Source organism: Ornithinibacillus sp. FSL M8-0202, from assembly GCF_037975285.1.
GTDB classification, from domain to species: Bacteria; Bacillota; Bacilli; order Bacillales; family Amphibacillaceae; genus Ornithinibacillus; species Ornithinibacillus massiliensis.
The window spans coordinates 2,049,197-2,066,543 of the sequence record NZ_CP150248.1 but is presented as its reverse complement, the minus strand read 5'-3'; the positions used below and the strand labels follow the sequence as shown (position 1 = coordinate 2,066,543).

Genomic DNA, 17,347 nt, shown 5'->3' with positions numbered 1-17,347 from the left:
TGACAGAATAACTGGCTTTTCAAGTTACATACTGATAAGAGATTACATATTGCAAGTCCATTTACAGATCCAAGTATTCTTTTATACCATCACGAATAGCTTCTGCGGCCGTTTGTTGGAATTCCTCCGATATCATCTCTCGCTCTTGCTCTGGATTCGTCAAATAGCCTACTTCTAATAAGACCGCAGGCATCGTCGTATCGGTTAGGACAAAATAATTTTCCTTTCTAACCCCTCTATCGGTATAGCCTGTTGCACTTAACAAATGCTTATGAATCGTATTGGCTAATACTTCTGCATCGTCATGGTAATAATACGTTTCCGTACCCGATACAGACGGGTTATCAAACGTATTGGCATGTATCGAAACATATAAATCTGCAGATAGGTCATTCGCAAAGTTCGGTCTCTCTCTTGTTTCCGTTGAAATGAAGACATCTTCTTCTCTAGTCATGTATACTTCCAATGCTGATTCTTGTTCCAGTAATGCTGCTAGCTTCTTTGACAAGCTTAAGGTGAAGTCTTTTTCAAAAGAACCACTAGCACCGATTGCCCCCGGGTCATCACCACCATGCCCTGGATCCACTACGACCTTATAAACCGGGCCTGAAGAGCTATCTTCCTGTTGATTTGATACGACCACGTCTTGGTTACTCAGTCGCGCTTCCTTTTTAGCCTGGCTTAATGCCTTACTTAGCTGTACATTTTCCTTCCAAGTAACGATTAGTAGAACGACTAACAGACCAAAAACCATTAATCTAATCCATTTCTTCATGCGCTAATTCTCCTTGTTTCACATCTAGTAGCTGTATGTTTATTGCAATGATTGTTTATCCACCTTAAAGTGTATCTCACCTTTTCATCTATAGTGTAACACCTTGATGTAAAGGTGACATAAAGATAGTAAAAAGTAGCCTATACCAATATCTCAGTATAGACTACTTTACACATTATAATTCCAATTCCTGTTTTAATTGATTAGAAATAGTAGCTAATCCTTCTTCTGACGGGATGAAATAATAGATACCTTCAATTTTTTCATCCTGACCTTCTATTTCATACGTTTTGATTTCTGAAGCATCAATAGATGAATATAGCTTCTGTAATTGGAATACTTCACTAGGACTTAGGCTAGTCTTCACATTTGATCCGATAATATTTGCCAGTTCTCCGACTTTAAACAAAGTGTTCGTAGAAATGGCTTGCTTCAAGGTCGCCTTGATAAATTGGCGTTGTCTTTCTTCACGTGAGTAGATGTTATTCGTTGCCTGTTTTCTCATACGAACAAAGGCCAGTGCTTCCTCACCATTCATCTTTTGCTCACCTTTTTCAAAGTAGAAGGTCTCGCCACCTTTAATGTGACTTTTTTGTGAGAACGGTTCTTTGACATCAATCGTAACGCCACCGAGTGCATCTACTACCTCACTAAATCCTTCAAAATTAACCGCAACATATTCGTCGATTGGAATATCTAACAATTGTTCTACCTTTTCGACAGTTAGTTTATTGGCACCATAGCCAAACATAGAACCATAGGAGTATGCTGCGTTAATTTTATGGTAACCAACATAAGCAGGGTCTACTTCATCTGCCGTAAAATCCATTTTTGTATCACGTGGAACGGTTGTTAGGGATACTTGCTTGGTATTCGGATTTAATGTAGCAACAATTAGCGAGTCAGCACGACCATTTTGGCCACTTGCCCCATCATCCACTCCCATTAATAATATCGATATCGGGTCGCCACCAAAGTCAACCTCTTCCTCTCTAAGTGCCGACTTGTTATCTGGACGGTCAATCTCCTCATGAGCCTCTTTTGTAGCCGCATAAACATTTACAAAGAAATAAATACTATATGCTACGACTGCGGCGACAATTAATAATAAAAACTTCCAAGTTAATTTTCTCCGTTTTCTCTTTCTAATTTGCTTTCGGTTCTCCAATGTAATCTCCCTCACTTTCGTATTATCTTGCATGAATACGCTAGTAACGTAGAACTAGTCCATACCTATCCTATTACTAGGGAAGACGATAACAGCGATTATAACAGTTGAAATGATATGCTTGTATATGCTCATCAATTACCTTCGTCTGGAAACCTTGCTCTTGCAAGTACTGTAGCAGAGTAGATAAATGATGGGCAGTTTCGCCACGATCATGCATTAATATAACAGGGGGTATCCCATCATCTTCTAATTTTTCTACCTGTGATATAACATTCTTTACGTATTCATTCTTGGATAAACTCCAATCACTGCTATCGACATTCCAATCCCACAATTTGAATCCATTCTGATCAAACACTTCCCTAAATGAATCGGTTAAATATGGGATGCTTCCATACGGTGTACGGATTAAGGAGGAATGGACACCCGAAATACTCTCTAATGTGTCCTGGGCTGTTTTCATTTCCCCTAAAGCAGCCTGTTCGGATTTATAAAATATATCTTTATTATGGGTCACTCCATGTAATCCGACAGCATGGCCGTCCTTAACCGTACGTTTTACCGCCCCTGGATATTGCTTCATCGCAGGCTCTAGCATAAAGAATGTTGCTTTCGCATTGAATTGATCAAGCGTATCTAAAATTTCATCTGAAACAGAGCTCGGGCCATCGTCAAATGTTAAGTATACGACTTTCCCCGTCTCATCTGCTATCGATTTTTCTAGTTCTTCCACCACTTCTTCGTTCTCATTCGTTTCTGCTTCCGGTGCTACTGTATCTTCCTCTTTATCTTGTTCCTTTTCATTCTCTGAATCTATGGGTAACGATTGCTCGCTATTATTCTCACTAGTTTCTGAGCTAACAGCGGTCGAACTAAATTTCGTTACAATCGCGAAAGCTACGATAATTAGTACAACACAAATAATTAGTGGTCGGTAACTTTTTAACATAAAGATGATCTTCCTTTCACTTTACCCTTTACTGTTGGTGCATAATGCTAGAGTAGTATAGTGAAATAAAGATAAAAAAAAGATAGCGTGAAGTTAACTTAAAGATTACTAGAATAAGTTTCCAAGGAACAAGTCGTCTAACCCTAACTAGAAAGGGCGGTTAGACGACTGTCTAAAACATTATGATTTATTTAAATAAAAGTAGAAACATACCCCTGTGTCGGTATTATAAACCCCATACTCGACATCATGTAATAGTAAGATGTTTTTGGAAATAGCAAGTCCTAATCCTGTCCCTTCCTTCGAGCGTTGATTCTTATCACCCTGGTAGAAGCGATCCCATACCTTTTCCAATTGATCTGGATCAATGGAGCTACCTTCATTTTCTATAGTTATTTTTACTTTACTATCCTCTTCACTCGTAGTGATCGTGATATGCCCTGATTCAGGGGTATGACGAATCGCATTAGTTACGAAATTCATTACTACCTGTTCGATCCAATGTTCATTCGCAACTACCTCAATAGGCTCTACGTTCACGTTTACATGTACATCCTTGTCACGCGCCTTAATTAGCAATTGCTGATAAACATTATGGATTAGTTCGTCAAAACGAAAGACTTCCATTTTCATTTTGTATGTCCCTGATTCAAACTTAGCCAGCTCCAGCATATCAACGATTAAGCGATCCATGCGGTTAACTTCCTGACTCATCGCTGCGAAATAATATTCCCTTTTATCCTTCGCTACACCATCTTGTAGGATGTCGATACAGCTTTTCATAATACTTAAAGGTGTTTTTAACTCGTGCGACACGCCGGCGATAAAGCTTTTACGTGTTAGTTCTAATTGCCTTTCCTTCTCGATATCCTGTTGTAATGCTCGTATATAGGAATGTAACGTATCGGAAAGGGAATTGATATTCTTAGCCAATTCACCGATTTCATCCTTAGACTTCACAGGTACTCTTTCTTTAAAATCTAAATTAGCTATCCGCTTTGCTGTATTATTAATTTTTAATAATGGGCTAGCTATTTTTTTCGAATAATAAAATGCCACTAACAAAATTAATACGAGGACGCCCAGAATAATATAAATGTAGTAATCCTTCATCATCTCTACTGCTTCATCAATTGGCTGTAGGGAAGCCATCGTAAAGAAATAGATGGTCTCGCCATTAGTATCTTGTTGCTCGTTGATTAACACGCGATAATTTATTCCATTTTCCTCATATTCTAGCTCATCAGATAAAGGGACCTGTGTACGGTTAAAAATCAAATCAATTTGAAATTGCTTAATTCGTTCCAAAAATAGTCGATTGGATAGGGTTGAAGCATATAAAAGACTATTATTGCTCGGTATGTGTATGTCATCAATACTTCCATATATTACTTGGTTTACGATTTTCTTGGAATCCTTATGTTTTTCTGCTTCTGCAGCAAGTGCATTATTTTTCCAAAAACTTACATTTTCAATTCCACCATTTAGTAGATAAAAAGGATTTTCCGGTTCATACACAACTTCTTCCGTACTTAAAATAAGTTCATATGGATAAATCTCATTATCCTTTTCTATCCCGTGAATTTCAATTAGACGATTTTCTTTTCCTTCAAAAAAGTCGAGCTGGTCATTTTCATTATACGTATCCTCTAGGTAGAAAATGGGGATGGCAACCTGTTGATCGGTATAGGTAACCATATCGTCTTCTAACACAAACCCTTGATTTAATTGCACGGAATAATCCTTCGTTCCGTTAATATAACCATGTTTGTCTAATACAGCAATCCATGCATTGTTTTCTTGATAGAATTGTTGCTCTAGCTCTTGCCGCCTGATTTCATCTTCATCTAGCTTTTGGTAATCTACGATGAATGAATCAACGGCTTGTGATAACTGGTTCATTTTATTGTTCGCATAATAATCTTCAAATAGGATCGTTTGACCTATAAAAATACTGGCCAATATTAATATACACAGTCCTGATGTGAGCAAGAATAATTTCACTACAATGCGATTTCTCATTCTAATTCCTCAAATTTATATCCTGCACGTACAATGGTTTTGATCTGATTGGCGCATTTCCCTAATTTATGTCGTAAGTTACGGATATGCGTATTAATCGTTCGATCATCCCCAGCAAAATCGTATCCCCAAATTTTAATAATTAATTGTTCTCTGGATACGACGATGTTTTTATTTTTCATTAGGTAGGTTAATATTTCAAATTCAGTATGGGTTAACGTAATGTACTCATCATCGACCTTTACAGAATGGGAACGGAGGTCTACTTCGAGATGCTTACTCTTCAGGACTTCATTATTTTCGGTTACGCTATGTCCACCTTGCGAGGTGAGTAAGCGCTTTGCCCTTGCTAGCAGAACTCGTGGACTAAATGGCTTTGTAACATAATCGTCTGCTCCTAGTTCGAATCCTAATAGGGTGTCCTCTTCATCTGACCTTGCTGTTAGCATAATGATGGGTACGGTGGACTTCTCACGTATTTTCTTACATACGGACCATCCATCCAGTTCCGGCATCATCACATCAAGAATGACTAAATCAACTGCTAAACTTTCAAATAAAGTTAATGCTTCCTTCCCATTTTTTGCCTCTAACACCTTATAACCCGCATCGACAAAATAGTCCTTATTAATCTCTCTTAGTATATCTTCATCTTCCACAATTAATATTGTTTCTTTCATAGAACCCATCCTTGTTTAACCTTAATAAACCCCAATCACTAAATTCTACTTAAACATTAAAATTATATCAATTTCATGTAAAGATTAGATAAAGAAAATAAAGTTGATTGGTAGAAACTTCACAAATAACAGCTCAACAGAGCGCTTCAAACCCTTTATTCATAGGGGTTTTCACGCTGTCTAGTTAATTAGTATTTTTTTCCTTTATTACGCTAAACGTATTTTAAAGGGGTTTGCATTTTCCCTATTTAGTCTATATCCTAATTAATGCGTACATAAGGAGTTATTTTTATTAGGTTCCATCATTATAGCATTGCTTATTCCAAGGAATTGGTCACATTTCTTTTTATACTACTTTTCACCGGGCTAGTTTATGGGAATAATGAAGTAAGGGACAATTAATTCAATTGCCATCCTACATAAAGGAGGGGACATGGATGACGCTAAATATAGAGAACGAAATCACATTGGCTATTATCCAAGCCTTAAAAGATGGAAAGAAAGAGACATTCCAAGAAATTATTGATGAATTGCAGCCGTATGATTTAGCGCAGCAATATCTTCAATTAGCTCCTAAATATCGAAATAAGTTTATTCTCTACTTGTCCATTGAACAACTTACAGACTTTATCCAGGAGTTAGAGAATGAAGATCAGTTAGATGTGCTACACAAAGTAGGAATTGAAACATCAACGAAAGTTCTGGATTTAATGGAAAATGATGATTTGGCGGATCTACTAGCAAATGTAGAGCCGGAAAAAATGGAAGAACTGTTATCAGAAATGAAGCAGGAAGAATACCAAATCGTCCAAAACTTAATGAATTATCCTCCTGAGACTGCTGGTAGGATTATGAATAACCGCTATGTATGGATACCAAGGAACTATACTGTTCGTGAGGCAGTCGATAAGCTAAAGCATTTTGCAGAGCTGGCTGAATACCTTAACTATCTCTATGTCATTGATGAGGATAAGCATCTTATCGGAGTTGTATCGTATAAAGATTTATTGCTGGCTGATTTGCAAGATAAGATTGAGGACATTATGTATAGTAGAGTCGTGAAGGTCGATGCACTAACAGACCAGGAGGAAGTTGCTAAGTTAATTTCACGATACGACTTTGTCTCCATTCCAGTTGTAGAAGAGGAGAATAAATTAGTAGGGGTTATTACGGTCGATGATATTATTGATGTCGTCATTCAAGAAGCGAACGAAGATATTGAAAAATTATCTGCCTCTGGTAAAGCGATTGACTTCAATACGAAGCCTCTCATCGCTGCTTCTCGGCGATTACCTTGGTTAATTTTACTACTCTTTATAGGGCTTATTTCAGGTAGTATCATTGATGGCTTTTCTGCAACGCTAGAAAAGTCAGTTGCACTCGCATTCTTTATGCCAATGATTGCAGGGATGACCGGTAATACAGGAACCCAATCACTTGCAGTAGTCGTAAGAGGGCTTGCATCAAAAGACTTGAATTTTAGACAAGTTATCAAGCTAATCGCCCGTGAGTTGTGGGTAGGTATCATGATTGGGATTATCTGTGCCATCATGATTACGATTATTGCCTATTTGTGGCAAGGTAGTCTAACACTAGGCTTGGTCGTGGGAAGCTCGTTATTAATCACGTTAATTATTGGAACTTTAGCAGGAACGATTATCCCATTAATTCTATATAAATTTAAGGTCGACCCAGCCGTCGCATCAGGACCGCTGATTACAACGATCAATGATATTTTATCCTTACTGATTTACTTTGGGATTGCGACGATGTTTATTACGCAGCTAATGTGACCAGAAGAATATAGGTTTTTAAAGCAACCCTAATCCATTTACTAAAGTCTAGTGAGTGGATTAGGGTTTTTAGATTGGTGGAGTCGGTGTCTTATTTTATCATTGTTGTTGTTCTACATTTTGGAGAGTCCGTAGCTGAAGAAGCTAAATAGCAAACTAATGGTGGTTAAACCCGCTACCGGAATAGCAAAAACTTTATTGCCTTTAAATTCATAAATAGCTGTAATGGCACCTGCCCCGCATAAAACTAGCCACACAGGCATGAATATGGCATCTGCAATATTCGTTGGTAGTAGAGCATAACCACTAGTTAAGAAAAATACCCAATGAAGCAGCAATAGCGCTACTATGACATAAGAAATCTTTCGAGGCGGTATTCTGTTCTCGTTCTTTCTCGCAGCGATAATTATCGGAATAGTAATGGTTGAAATGAAAATGATGCTTATAACCACTAAAAATAGAAGAGAAATCCCCATGACGTCCACTCCCTTTCCTTTTAAACAAAACAAGTACCTATTCTCCTATCTCATTCTGACCTTCATTGCCTAATCAGGTCGATACTCCAGAATATCCCCCGGCTGACAATCCAATACCTTGCAAATCGATTCTAAGGTTGATAATCGAATCGCCTTGGCCTTACCATTTTTTAAAATAGATATGTTAGCCATTGTAATTCCCACTTTTTCGGATAACTCTGTTACACTCATTTTTCTTTTTGCTAGCATCACATCAAGATTGATTATAATTGCCACTGTTTTCACCTCAGACCGTTAAATCATTTTCTGCTTTTATATCTAACGCATTTCTCAACAGTTTCTGAAGAACCATCGCGAAGACTGCAATAACAAGAGAACTAAACATAATGGTAAATCCGATAATTGCAATTCCTGGGTGTAAAGCATGTTGGGTTAAGAAATAGATCATCCCTATTACATATATGATGCTGATCATAATGGCACAGTATTGTATATATTTTAAGGACGTGACAGACATTTCCGAAAAGGCATGGTTATGATCAATATAAGTTAAAAGCTTCAATGCCTGATAAATCGCAAATATAAATGGTATCACGGTTATGTACAAGCCAAATAGTACAGGAAACTTCAGATAAGCAAACTCAGGATACATTTCTGCCGTATCGTTTGCCAACCTTGGCAAATAAAATATAGCCAAAGCAAGTACTAGAATCCCCATAAGATAAACAGCTATCCTTAGAAAAATCGTTTTCCCTCGTTCCATAAAAGCACCTCACTTATCTATTATCAATGTTACTTTACCATCTTGTTTATCGTTTTACAATAAAACTTTATTAATAATTGATGTTTTTTTGTTGATTTTACGATTCCCACGATGAGATTAGAGGAATTTGGAAGTAATAGTCGAATATCTTAATAAGATCAAAAAACAAAGGGGATAGGTTATATGTTGGAAAAAGGGCAACTTGTGGTTTGGGAGCCTCTTACGAATAATCCTTTTAGTAGATTTGATAATCCAATGAACTTAGTAAACATGCATTACGAAGGAGATTTTATACTCGTATTTGAGGAATTCAATGGTTCAAAAGAGTATACCTTCACTTACGGGAAAAATAAATCTAATCTTAATTCAGTCATTACGTTTCGCATACTTGATGAAATAGCCAGAGCAGATATTGAAAAGCTTATTTCAAGAGTAGGGAAAGAGAGAGTAACACAGGGATTAAGTAAACTAACTTACGAGCCAACTTTTTATAAAGTAAAGAATTCGTCTTATTTATCCTGGTATGATGGGATTAATCCTATTTTATTTGATATCCATCCCTCTGTTGAACATCATTTGTATATAACATCGGAGTTTATGATTGATGTACTGAGTGAACAAGAGCCATTTATCACGATTTCTACTAACAAATAATGAGGGATATTTTCATGTTAATTAAAAGAAAAACACCAGCTGTTTGGATATGGTTCTTCGTTTTTTTCTTCATCATCGTTGGGGGTTCTGTATTCTATGTATTATTTTTCACACCAAAGAACTCACTTGAAATGTATCAAAAGTTACATTTTGCGGATAGCTTTGAGGATGTACAAAGCCTTATATTAAATGGCTATGAGAATAACTTTACAGAAGAGGACTTCACCTATATTCAAGCCAATACAGCAAATAGAGTAGGACAGTTCACACTTATGGAGTTCGGTGAAACGTCCTATGTGATTATGACATCTCCTGGGACGGAACGGTTAAAAATTCTTGCGGTAGAGGCGTTACCGGAGGATGTTAGGGAGTTCTTTTTGGGGTTAGGATTTGAGGGGTTTTAGATTTATATTTTTGGATTTTTCTTATTTTTGTATTATTCTATATATAGTTTAAAAATCCTTTTTAAACTATATATTTAAGGATGAGATCTCTTGAAAAAGAAAATTTTTATTAGTGCTTTAATAGCAATTGTACTTATTGCAGGAGGCATTTTTTTTATATGCTAAACACGTATACGATCAGCAGCTAGATCACATTACTCAAAAAACAAAAGAGTACTTAAAAAAAGAAAAACAAGTCGAACCAAGTGATATTAAAGAAATACAAGGAGCTGGTTCTAAGGGTGGAGATTATGGGATTTCAGTTAAAGTTATTTTCAGAAATGAACCTAATAAAATATATTTTTACCGTTCAATTGATGGAGAAATAACGGAAGATCCGGTTGCAGAAGAATATGATAAACCAGCAACATTAAATTAATATTCACTCCGTGTGGTATAAAATATATCTTATCAAGGTCAGTATCCAAACCATACAGAAGGTTAATAACATGAACGGTGCCCTTTTTATGAGGTTTCACAAAATACAAGAAGCTAACTAGAAATTGCAGTTTCTCCAAGTAAAATAAAAAAGATGATTTGCAAACTTTTAAGGAAGGTTTCTTGTTGAACTAACTAGGCAGTTATGTTTAACGGAGGAGATAAAATGAGTAAAAAGAAATATTATTTTATAATGATTCCTATATTTATAGTCGGGCTATTTTTATTATTCTACCTACCTGAGAACCTAAAACCATTTGTACTTTTGATACCAATTGTTTTGGGGATAACTTATTATGTTTCGGTAAAAGAGAATTAATTTGTTGGATTACGATCAACCACACAATTTACCAACAGGAGAGGAATATAAAGGAGGGGAATCATTTGCAAAAGTGTGAGAAGTGTCATACGAAATTCAAATGGATGGAAATATATAAATTTGTATGGAAGTCGTCGTTTAACAAAAATAATACGATGAATTGTAGAAAATGTGGTACAGAGCATATGACAAGCACGGAATCCAAAATCATCAGCATAGGGTTTTTATTTTTTATTGCATTTTTTGGTGGTTATTTGGTACTTACATATTTTGATACTTCCAGTACTTTATCTACTTTCATCTCTTTTATAGTTTCTCTAGTAATCAGTGCTATTGCCTTTACGATAACTCCATTCTTATATAGGTTTCATTCCAAATATCATTCCAATTATAAGCTATTAAAATAACGGGAACGGATTTTCAACAAATGGGGGGCTTTTCTTTTAGAAGAGAAGCGCCTTATTTGTTAACGTTCATTCGTTAATAAACACTAACTTTCCAGATGCACTAGTTATTAGTGGCATCACTTAAGGGTAATATAAGGATAATCTCCCTCGTAATCCAGCTAAGACTTCTTTCGGTATTTCTCTTATTTTTATATCTTCACCTAGAAAAAGCAGCCAATTTATCATGTCCATTAATTCCTCTTCGTCACTAACTTGAATATAAGTCTTTAGAACGGCTGTCGTTTGGAAGGGGTTCGTATAGGATAGAGAAGCTTTTATAGGATGATACTTTTTAAACTGGGCTATCGCTTTTGGACCTAATTCAAGTATAAGATTCTCTACTTCTTGTTGCTTAGATAGTTTCTCTATACTCTTTTTACTTAATCTTTTCTTCGCTGAGTAAGGTTCAATATTGACAAGATGATCGACAGGAACCATGAGCTTCTTTCGTTCCTTTATATCGAAGCACTCCATCATCCAGCGACTTTTTTCACGGTAAAGATGCATAAGGTAAATTGGATAGGTATTGCTACCTTCCACTTCGTTGATAGTAATCACGAAATAGCGATCCATCAGAAGGACTTGGATAAGCTTTTCTAACATGGGATGGGGGAGGTCTGACAGGTCTAGTAGGTCAGGATTATTAGGGTTAGTACCTTCAAAAAGCAAGATTTGATTTAATAGAACAAGGTCATCCTGCTGGTCTTCCGATAGTAGGCCAAGTAACTTTTCAGCTAAGGACAGGCGACTCTTTAAATACGGAAGCTGTAGATTCCTTGTGGCCATAAACGCGATGAAAAGCGCTTTCACCTCATTATCGGTAAAGCGAACATCCGGAAGTACCGAATTTTGCATAACAAAATAGCCACCATCTCTGCCAACTTCAGCAATAAGAGGCATTCCCATGGCTTCAATTTCTCTAATATCTCTAACCGCTGTCGAACGAGAAATATTAAATTCCTCCATGATTTCGGAAATAGTAAAGTGGGCACGGTTGTTAATATACCGCATAATCGTATTAATCCGTTCAACTTTTTTCATAAGATACCTCCATAAACAGTATCACTTTTTGACATGATTTAAAGTTATTATAAACCCATCAAGTGAAAATAAAAATCATTTGATCAATTTATTAAGAGAGGAAGATTTGATTATGGCAAATTATACGTTAGAGGAAAAGGAAGGCTTCACAGTTCTAGGGTTTGGTACGGAGCTAAAGAATGATTACACAGACTATGCTGGGATAACAAAGGAGAAGTCTGACTTCTGGCAGGAGGTCAAAGAGAATGGCATACTGGATACATTAAAATCCGTCGCGACTAACGACTACATTTTCGCCGTAAACGAGGCGGTGAATAATAAGATGATGCATTATGCTGGTGTTATGACGGATGAAACCCTACCTGAAGCAACTAGAGTGATTGAGTTTCCAAAGGGAGAATATGTCGTTGTTAAAGCAGAGGCGAAAACTGCTGATGAGTTAAGTCAAACACTTACTGGCCTTGCCTTTGGTCAGGTTCTACCTGAATTAAAGGATGTCGCTTATGTTGGTGGGCCAAATGCTACTGTAGAGATGGGACAGCAAAACGGTTTTGTGTTTGGTGAAATGTGGATTCCTGTCGTTAGGAAATAAGTGAAAATAGAATATCAGGGTTAACATATGGGTGCTTTCCTTTTAGGAAGATAAGTGCCCTATTTTTTCACTAACAGATTGACTGAAGGAAACTTAGCTAGTAATAAAGGATGATTTTTGTTATGAAGGGCCTTAGCAATAAAATAAGACTGGATGGGGACTTATAATCCTGCAATAATATACTATATCCAATGCAATTTTTCGATGTATATTTAGGTGAAAACACTGAAAGGGGTTTTCATCATGGATATGACATCTTTTATTCTATACTGCTTTATTGTGACTATTACTCCAGGGCCAACGAATATCGTCATTTTATCTACCGTACATAATTATGGGCCCAAAAAAGCTATGAATTATACATTTGGATCGATCATTGCTTTCGGTTTATTACTAGCTATATCTGCAATGTTGAATACGGTGCTGATAACCGTTGTACCTAAAATTATAATAGGTATGCAGATTATCGGTACGATTTATATGTTATATCTCTCTTACCAAATCTATAAAATGGATACATCACAATCCACTAACAACAAAACTGGCACGTTTACTACGGGCTTCTTTATGCAGTTTTTAAATCCGAAAGTAATCGTATTTACCATGACCGTTATTCCTAGCTTTGTTTTATCCTACAAAACCGATACACCTACTGTTACGTTAAGTGTGATCGCTATAACTATCATTGGCTTTATCGCATTACTTTCATGGGTTCTTTTTGGTACCATTCTCAAAAGGTTTTTACATAAGTATACAAGAGTTGTTAATGTAATTATGGCACTAGGTTTAGTTTATGCGACCATTATGATATGGGTATAGGTAATGTTTAACGAGGTGAATAAAATGGATAAATTTATCTATAAAAAAGCTGCCGGTATTACCGCGTTATCAGCAAGTATCACTGATTTCAAGTATAAAAAGCATTGCCATATGGAGTATGCAATTGGTGTAACCCTACGTGGTATTCAACATTATAACTTAGATGGCAATTTAACATTATCCTATCCTAATGGCGTAATGCTTTTTAATCCAGAACAGGCACATGACGGAATGGCACATGATGAGACAGGTCTTGATTATGTCATCCTATATATTGATCCACAATTACTTTTAGAAGCTTCGGGGAAAAAAGATAGGATAAGTTTCGAGACCCCGGTAGTGTATGATTATACACTGGAACAACGAGTATTAAGTCTAGCAAATGCGATATTAAAGGAACAAGAGGAGGCGTTATGTAGTGAACTATTCATATCTCTCACCGATACACTTACTCAAACCAATCTCTCAACGGCTATTACGAAGGATAATGCTCTAATTAATAAAGCGAAGGATATGCTTCGTTCGGATTTAGGAAATGTTCTTAAACTGGAAGAGATTAGTACCGAGCTTCATCTATCCAAATTTCAGTTTATTCGATTGTTCAAGTCTCATACTGGTATCACGCCGTATCAATACTTTCTCAACTGTAAAATTGAACGGGCAAAGCAATTGATCGATAAACATAAAGATATTTACCAAGCCGTTACGGAATGTGATTTTGTTGATTTAACTCATTTAAACAAGCATTTTAAAAAAGTATACGGATTAACAGCATATGAATATATGTTACATTTGAATTGAGGCTAGTGTGTAAAGAGGGGTGATATGTTGCAAGGTGAAAATACAGAATAATTTTTAAATTTGGATGTGCGGTCTAATAATGGATTGTAATAAGTTGGGGGATGGTTTAAGTTTCTCTTATTCTGGGGAATGTTTAAAATAAAAAAGAAGTAAAATCACGTTTAAAAAGTTCATAAATTTGTTCATATCATTACTTCTATAGGAATTATGATGTTTATCATTCCTGCTAGTATTAATCATAAGCCCCAATTGTTTTAACACTAATGGGAATCAACCTTTTGAATACTTCATTAGTAGCCTCCAATTAAAAAAGATACCATTACTTTTTTGCTAGTAGCATTATCAATAGACTTTGGAATAACATTAACTTAATAAAGAAAGCCAAGGAATTAATTTACTATTGAGTTTGAACAGAAAACTTAAGAAATCAAGGGAGATTATTGATGAACAATTTAGATCGTAATATAGCGATAGAAAATAGAACTTATTCACCCACATTTCCAAACCAAATCGATTTTTGGACAAACAATATTTGATTGGATGGAAAATGAGAAGTATATGGTTCAGCGAACTACGATGAAACAATCTGAGTTCCCAAGTAGCACGATTGTGTATAACTACGATTCTAATACTGGAAATTACGTACAGCATTACTTTGATTCACGAGGGGTAACTCGTCTATATCACATGAGTTTAGAGAACGATATTTGGAAGTTGTGGCGGGATACAGCTGATTTTTCTCCATTTGATTTTTACCAGCGTTTTGTTGGGAGAATCAATGAGACTGGCGATTCAATAAAAAGCACATGGGAAAAATCAGATGACGGTTTAAACTGGAATCACGATTTTAGACTTGTATATAGAAAAGATTAAAGAACTTCTGGTAGATATGTATTGGTCAAACAGGCGCAAGATAGTAAGACAGAAGGAAATGTTTATTTCTCTTTATGTAGCATTTTGGCCTATGGTGTTTAAGAAAAGCAGCTTTTTGTTTACGTCCTCACTAAACAAAAACTCCCAACCACTAAAAAACGGTTGGTTCCATCACAGTCAAGGTACTTTCTGTTGAATTTATATTTACATTGGCACCGATTGGAATGGCAGCTTTATATAAGCCATGCCCTGAACTAAGGTTGGTAATAAGTGGTTTTCCTAAGGGAACTAGTAGAGCATTAATTAAATCTTCATACGTTGTACGATACGATACCGGACAATTAGTACACTCTCCCATAATAATACCAAGACAATCTCGAAATTTACCTGCCATTAATAGTTGTGTTAAATACCTAAAGACCATTGTAGTTGGAGAATGAGTTTCTTCTAAAAATAGTATTTTTCCTTGTGTGTTAATTTCATATGGTGTACCGAGTGCATTTACTAACGAAGTCATATTTCCACCTACTATAGGTCCAGTTACATTTCCTGGTACTAAGCTCCTTAGGGCATAATTGGGGGGATTTTGAATTATCCTAGGGGAAGTTAACGTAGACGTTGCTTCAAAAAATTGATTGAAGTTATACGCAGGTGTTTCTGGTCTAAAGTCAATAAGCATTAAACTATGGAACGTGATTAAATTACTAAATTGATACAAACTATTTAATAATACTGTTATGTCACTATAACCTGATATAACTTTAGGATTCTGTCTTATAACATCAAAATCCAAATAAGGAAGGATGGTCTGAACTCCAGTCCCTCCGCGGGTGGCAAGTATCATGTTGACACTCGGATCCCTGAACATATTCATTAAATCATCTGCTCTTTCTTGAGCTGATGCCGATACAATGCCATCATAAGAATAAACATGCCTACCAAAAACGATATTAAAGCCCATATTTCTCAAGACTTGTACTCTAGTATTAATAATATTCGCATCAAGAGGGCTGCCAAGTGTAACTAATCCAATTGTATCTCCTCTTTGTAACAAAGGGGGTCTGATTGCCATATTTCCCACTCCCTCTCTCCAGCATTAAAATTTATCGACACTAAAAGATATTATAAGATGATTTGAAATATGTCATATTCACGATAACTACTGATTAAATGGTTCAACTATTTAATATTTGCTGTATTACTCTATAAGACTTTCAATTACATCAGTGTATGCTTCTGTCCATTTAGAAAATGAAAGTTCATCATCCCAAGTAACCATTTTAGTTGCTTTTGCACTCCCCCAATCTAACACTCTTTGATGAAGCATATGCACCTTTAAACGCTTTTTTATAGCATTTCTTTCTTCCAATTGACTACAGTACATATTCATTAAGTGCTTTGCAATTTCTCTTTCGTTGTTATCTATATAATACGTAACCATCTTTATTACATCAGAAATCGGATCAGCAAAATAAGAATTTGTAAAGTCAAATACACCACTTATTTCCCAGCCATTCTCTCCTAGATGTACCAAAAAGTTCCCAGGCTTAAAATCTCCCATTACAAATGTGGGAGAAGAAAAGTTATTAAATTCCTTTTCGGATTCATCTAATAAAGACTTAACCCAATCGATATCACTATCATTTATTACTGAGTACTTCTTTGCATCTTCTACCCAAAACATTATTCTCCTAAAAAGCCATTGAGTATAAGAATTATTAAAAGGAGTTATCTCTAAGGTTTCCGTGTTAAGCTCACCAAAATCATTCACTTTCCATTTATGAAAAGATGACAAGGTTCTAGCAATCGATTCAGCTATCTTTATCTTATCTTCAAATTTAAGAACTGTCTTCAGATGATTTGAATTTATATGGTCGCCCTTAAGTAGTGGCATAATAGAATAGTTCCAGCCAAAGATATCCTCAGAATTGTCAATTATATATGGTGTAGGGACTGGTACACTGGTTCTTTCTTCAAGGTTTTCTATAAAGAACCGTTCCTCAATCAACTGCCCTTTATAAAGTGGGTTTCCCTTCAAAACAAAATTCCCTTCCGTTGATGTGACGAACATGGTTTGACCCATTGCACCATTGTCAGTTTTTTTAGATGAAATAAGTTTACCCAAATTAAATTTAGTAAGCATTAATTCTAACTGTTCATCCTTTATGTATCCTAATTTATTTGATGCAAAAATTATTTCAGCAGTCATAAAATACTCCCCCAGGTTATTCTTTACGATTATTTACATTAATGATACCGTTTCCAATTTAATCTTCTTCTTGTTAAAATGGC

General features: G+C 35.9%; 20 protein-coding genes. 9 read left to right on the top strand and 11 right to left on the bottom strand.

What is annotated here, in order from left to right:
* Positions 1-61 precede the first annotated feature (61 nt).
* The 5 genes from MKY78_RS10775 to MKY78_RS10755 all read right to left on the bottom strand — a co-directional run bounded on the left by MKY78_RS10775 (position 62) and on the right by MKY78_RS10755 (position 5,597).
* On the bottom strand, positions 62-775 hold the full coding sequence (locus MKY78_RS10775) for an N-acetylmuramoyl-L-alanine amidase (protein WP_339212475.1): 714 nt from the start codon (positions 773-775) through the stop codon (positions 62-64).
* Between the two features lie 175 nt (positions 776-950).
* Positions 951-1,976, bottom strand: coding sequence for an LCP family protein (locus tag MKY78_RS10770; RefSeq protein WP_339212473.1), 1,026 nt, complete (start codon positions 1,974-1,976; stop codon positions 951-953).
* A gap of 43 nt (positions 1,977-2,019) precedes the next feature.
* Positions 2,020-2,895: a polysaccharide deacetylase family protein gene (locus tag MKY78_RS10765; RefSeq protein ID WP_339212471.1), complete on the bottom strand. Its 876-nt coding sequence runs from the start codon at positions 2,893-2,895 to the stop codon at positions 2,020-2,022.
* A gap of 180 nt (positions 2,896-3,075) precedes the next feature.
* Complete coding sequence (locus MKY78_RS10760; RefSeq protein ID WP_339212470.1) at positions 3,076-4,917, bottom strand: HAMP domain-containing sensor histidine kinase; 1,842 nt, start codon at positions 4,915-4,917, stop codon at positions 3,076-3,078.
* The gene (locus MKY78_RS10755) at positions 4,914-5,597 is read right to left on the bottom strand and encodes a response regulator transcription factor (RefSeq protein ID WP_339212468.1); all 684 of its coding nucleotides are present in this window, start codon (positions 5,595-5,597) and stop codon (positions 4,914-4,916) included. Before MKY78_RS10755 ends, MKY78_RS10760 begins: the two co-directional genes overlap by 4 nt.
* A 437-nt stretch (positions 5,598-6,034) precedes the next feature.
* Here MKY78_RS10755 and mgtE point away from each other — a divergent pair, with 437 nt between their 5' ends.
* Positions 6,035-7,390, top strand: a complete 1,356-nt coding sequence (mgtE, locus tag MKY78_RS10750; protein ID WP_339212467.1) for a magnesium transporter — start codon at positions 6,035-6,037, stop codon at positions 7,388-7,390.
* Between the two features lie 113 nt (positions 7,391-7,503).
* Here mgtE and MKY78_RS10745 read toward each other — a convergent pair whose 3' ends face one another.
* The 3 genes from MKY78_RS10745 to MKY78_RS10735 are packed head-to-tail and all read right to left on the bottom strand — an operon-like array spanning position 7,504 to position 8,629.
* Positions 7,504-7,899: a hypothetical protein gene (locus MKY78_RS10745; RefSeq protein WP_339212466.1), complete on the bottom strand. Its 396-nt coding sequence runs from the start codon at positions 7,897-7,899 to the stop codon at positions 7,504-7,506.
* Between the two features lie 36 nt (positions 7,900-7,935).
* The gene (locus MKY78_RS10740) at positions 7,936-8,142 is read right to left on the bottom strand and encodes a helix-turn-helix transcriptional regulator (protein ID WP_186867990.1); all 207 of its coding nucleotides are present in this window, start codon (positions 8,140-8,142) and stop codon (positions 7,936-7,938) included.
* 10 nt (positions 8,143-8,152) lie between these two features.
* Entirely contained in the window at positions 8,153-8,629 is a 477-nt protein-coding gene (locus MKY78_RS10735) for a DUF2975 domain-containing protein (protein ID WP_339212463.1), read from the bottom strand.
* Positions 8,630-8,812: 183 nt separating this feature from the next.
* On the opposite strand from MKY78_RS10735, the gene MKY78_RS10730 reads away from it, so the two are divergent.
* From MKY78_RS10730 to MKY78_RS10715, 4 genes are all read left to right on the top strand, one after another.
* Complete coding sequence (locus MKY78_RS10730; RefSeq protein ID WP_339212462.1) at positions 8,813-9,283, top strand: hypothetical protein; 471 nt, start codon at positions 8,813-8,815, stop codon at positions 9,281-9,283.
* Positions 9,284-9,297: 14 nt separating this feature from the next.
* A complete protein-coding gene (locus tag MKY78_RS10725) occupies positions 9,298-9,687 on the top strand; it encodes a hypothetical protein (RefSeq protein ID WP_339212460.1) in 390 nt (129 codons plus the stop codon).
* A 136-nt stretch (positions 9,688-9,823) separates the two neighbouring features.
* Complete coding sequence (locus MKY78_RS10720) at positions 9,824-10,105, top strand: hypothetical protein (RefSeq protein WP_339212458.1); 282 nt, start codon at positions 9,824-9,826, stop codon at positions 10,103-10,105.
* Between the two features lie 443 nt (positions 10,106-10,548).
* Positions 10,549-10,890, top strand: a complete 342-nt coding sequence (locus MKY78_RS10715; protein WP_339212456.1) for a TIGR04104 family putative zinc finger protein — start codon at positions 10,549-10,551, stop codon at positions 10,888-10,890.
* 120 nt (positions 10,891-11,010) lie between these two features.
* Here MKY78_RS10715 and MKY78_RS10710 read toward each other — a convergent pair whose 3' ends face one another.
* Positions 11,011-11,970 carry an HTH domain-containing protein gene (locus MKY78_RS10710; RefSeq protein ID WP_339212454.1) on the bottom strand — a complete coding sequence of 320 codons (960 nt, stop codon included), beginning with the start codon at positions 11,968-11,970 and terminating at the stop codon, positions 11,011-11,013.
* Between the two features lie 112 nt (positions 11,971-12,082).
* Here MKY78_RS10710 and MKY78_RS10705 point away from each other — a divergent pair, with 112 nt between their 5' ends.
* The 4 genes from MKY78_RS10705 (at position 12,083) to MKY78_RS10690 (ending at position 15,055) form a co-directional block, all read left to right on the top strand.
* Positions 12,083-12,562 (top strand): GyrI-like domain-containing protein, encoded by a 480-nt coding sequence (locus MKY78_RS10705; RefSeq protein WP_339212451.1) that lies wholly within the window; start codon positions 12,083-12,085, stop codon positions 12,560-12,562.
* Positions 12,563-12,805: 243 nt separating this feature from the next.
* A complete protein-coding gene (locus MKY78_RS10700; protein ID WP_339212448.1) occupies positions 12,806-13,381 on the top strand; it encodes a LysE family transporter in 576 nt (191 codons plus the stop codon).
* Positions 13,382-13,405: 24 nt separating this feature from the next.
* Positions 13,406-14,182 carry an AraC family transcriptional regulator gene (locus tag MKY78_RS10695; RefSeq protein WP_339212445.1) on the top strand — a complete coding sequence of 259 codons (777 nt, stop codon included), beginning with the start codon at positions 13,406-13,408 and terminating at the stop codon, positions 14,180-14,182.
* Between the two features lie 576 nt (positions 14,183-14,758).
* Positions 14,759-15,055: a hypothetical protein gene (locus MKY78_RS10690; RefSeq protein WP_339212442.1), complete on the top strand. Its 297-nt coding sequence runs from the start codon at positions 14,759-14,761 to the stop codon at positions 15,053-15,055.
* 151 nt (positions 15,056-15,206) lie between these two features.
* Here MKY78_RS10690 and MKY78_RS10685 read toward each other — a convergent pair whose 3' ends face one another.
* Complete coding sequence (locus tag MKY78_RS10685) at positions 15,207-16,127, bottom strand: LD-carboxypeptidase (RefSeq protein WP_339212440.1); 921 nt, start codon at positions 16,125-16,127, stop codon at positions 15,207-15,209.
* A gap of 126 nt (positions 16,128-16,253) precedes the next feature.
* On the bottom strand, positions 16,254-17,264 hold the full coding sequence (locus tag MKY78_RS10680; RefSeq protein WP_186867978.1) for an aminoglycoside phosphotransferase family protein: 1,011 nt from the start codon (positions 17,262-17,264) through the stop codon (positions 16,254-16,256).
* Positions 17,265-17,347: the final 83 nt, after the last annotated feature.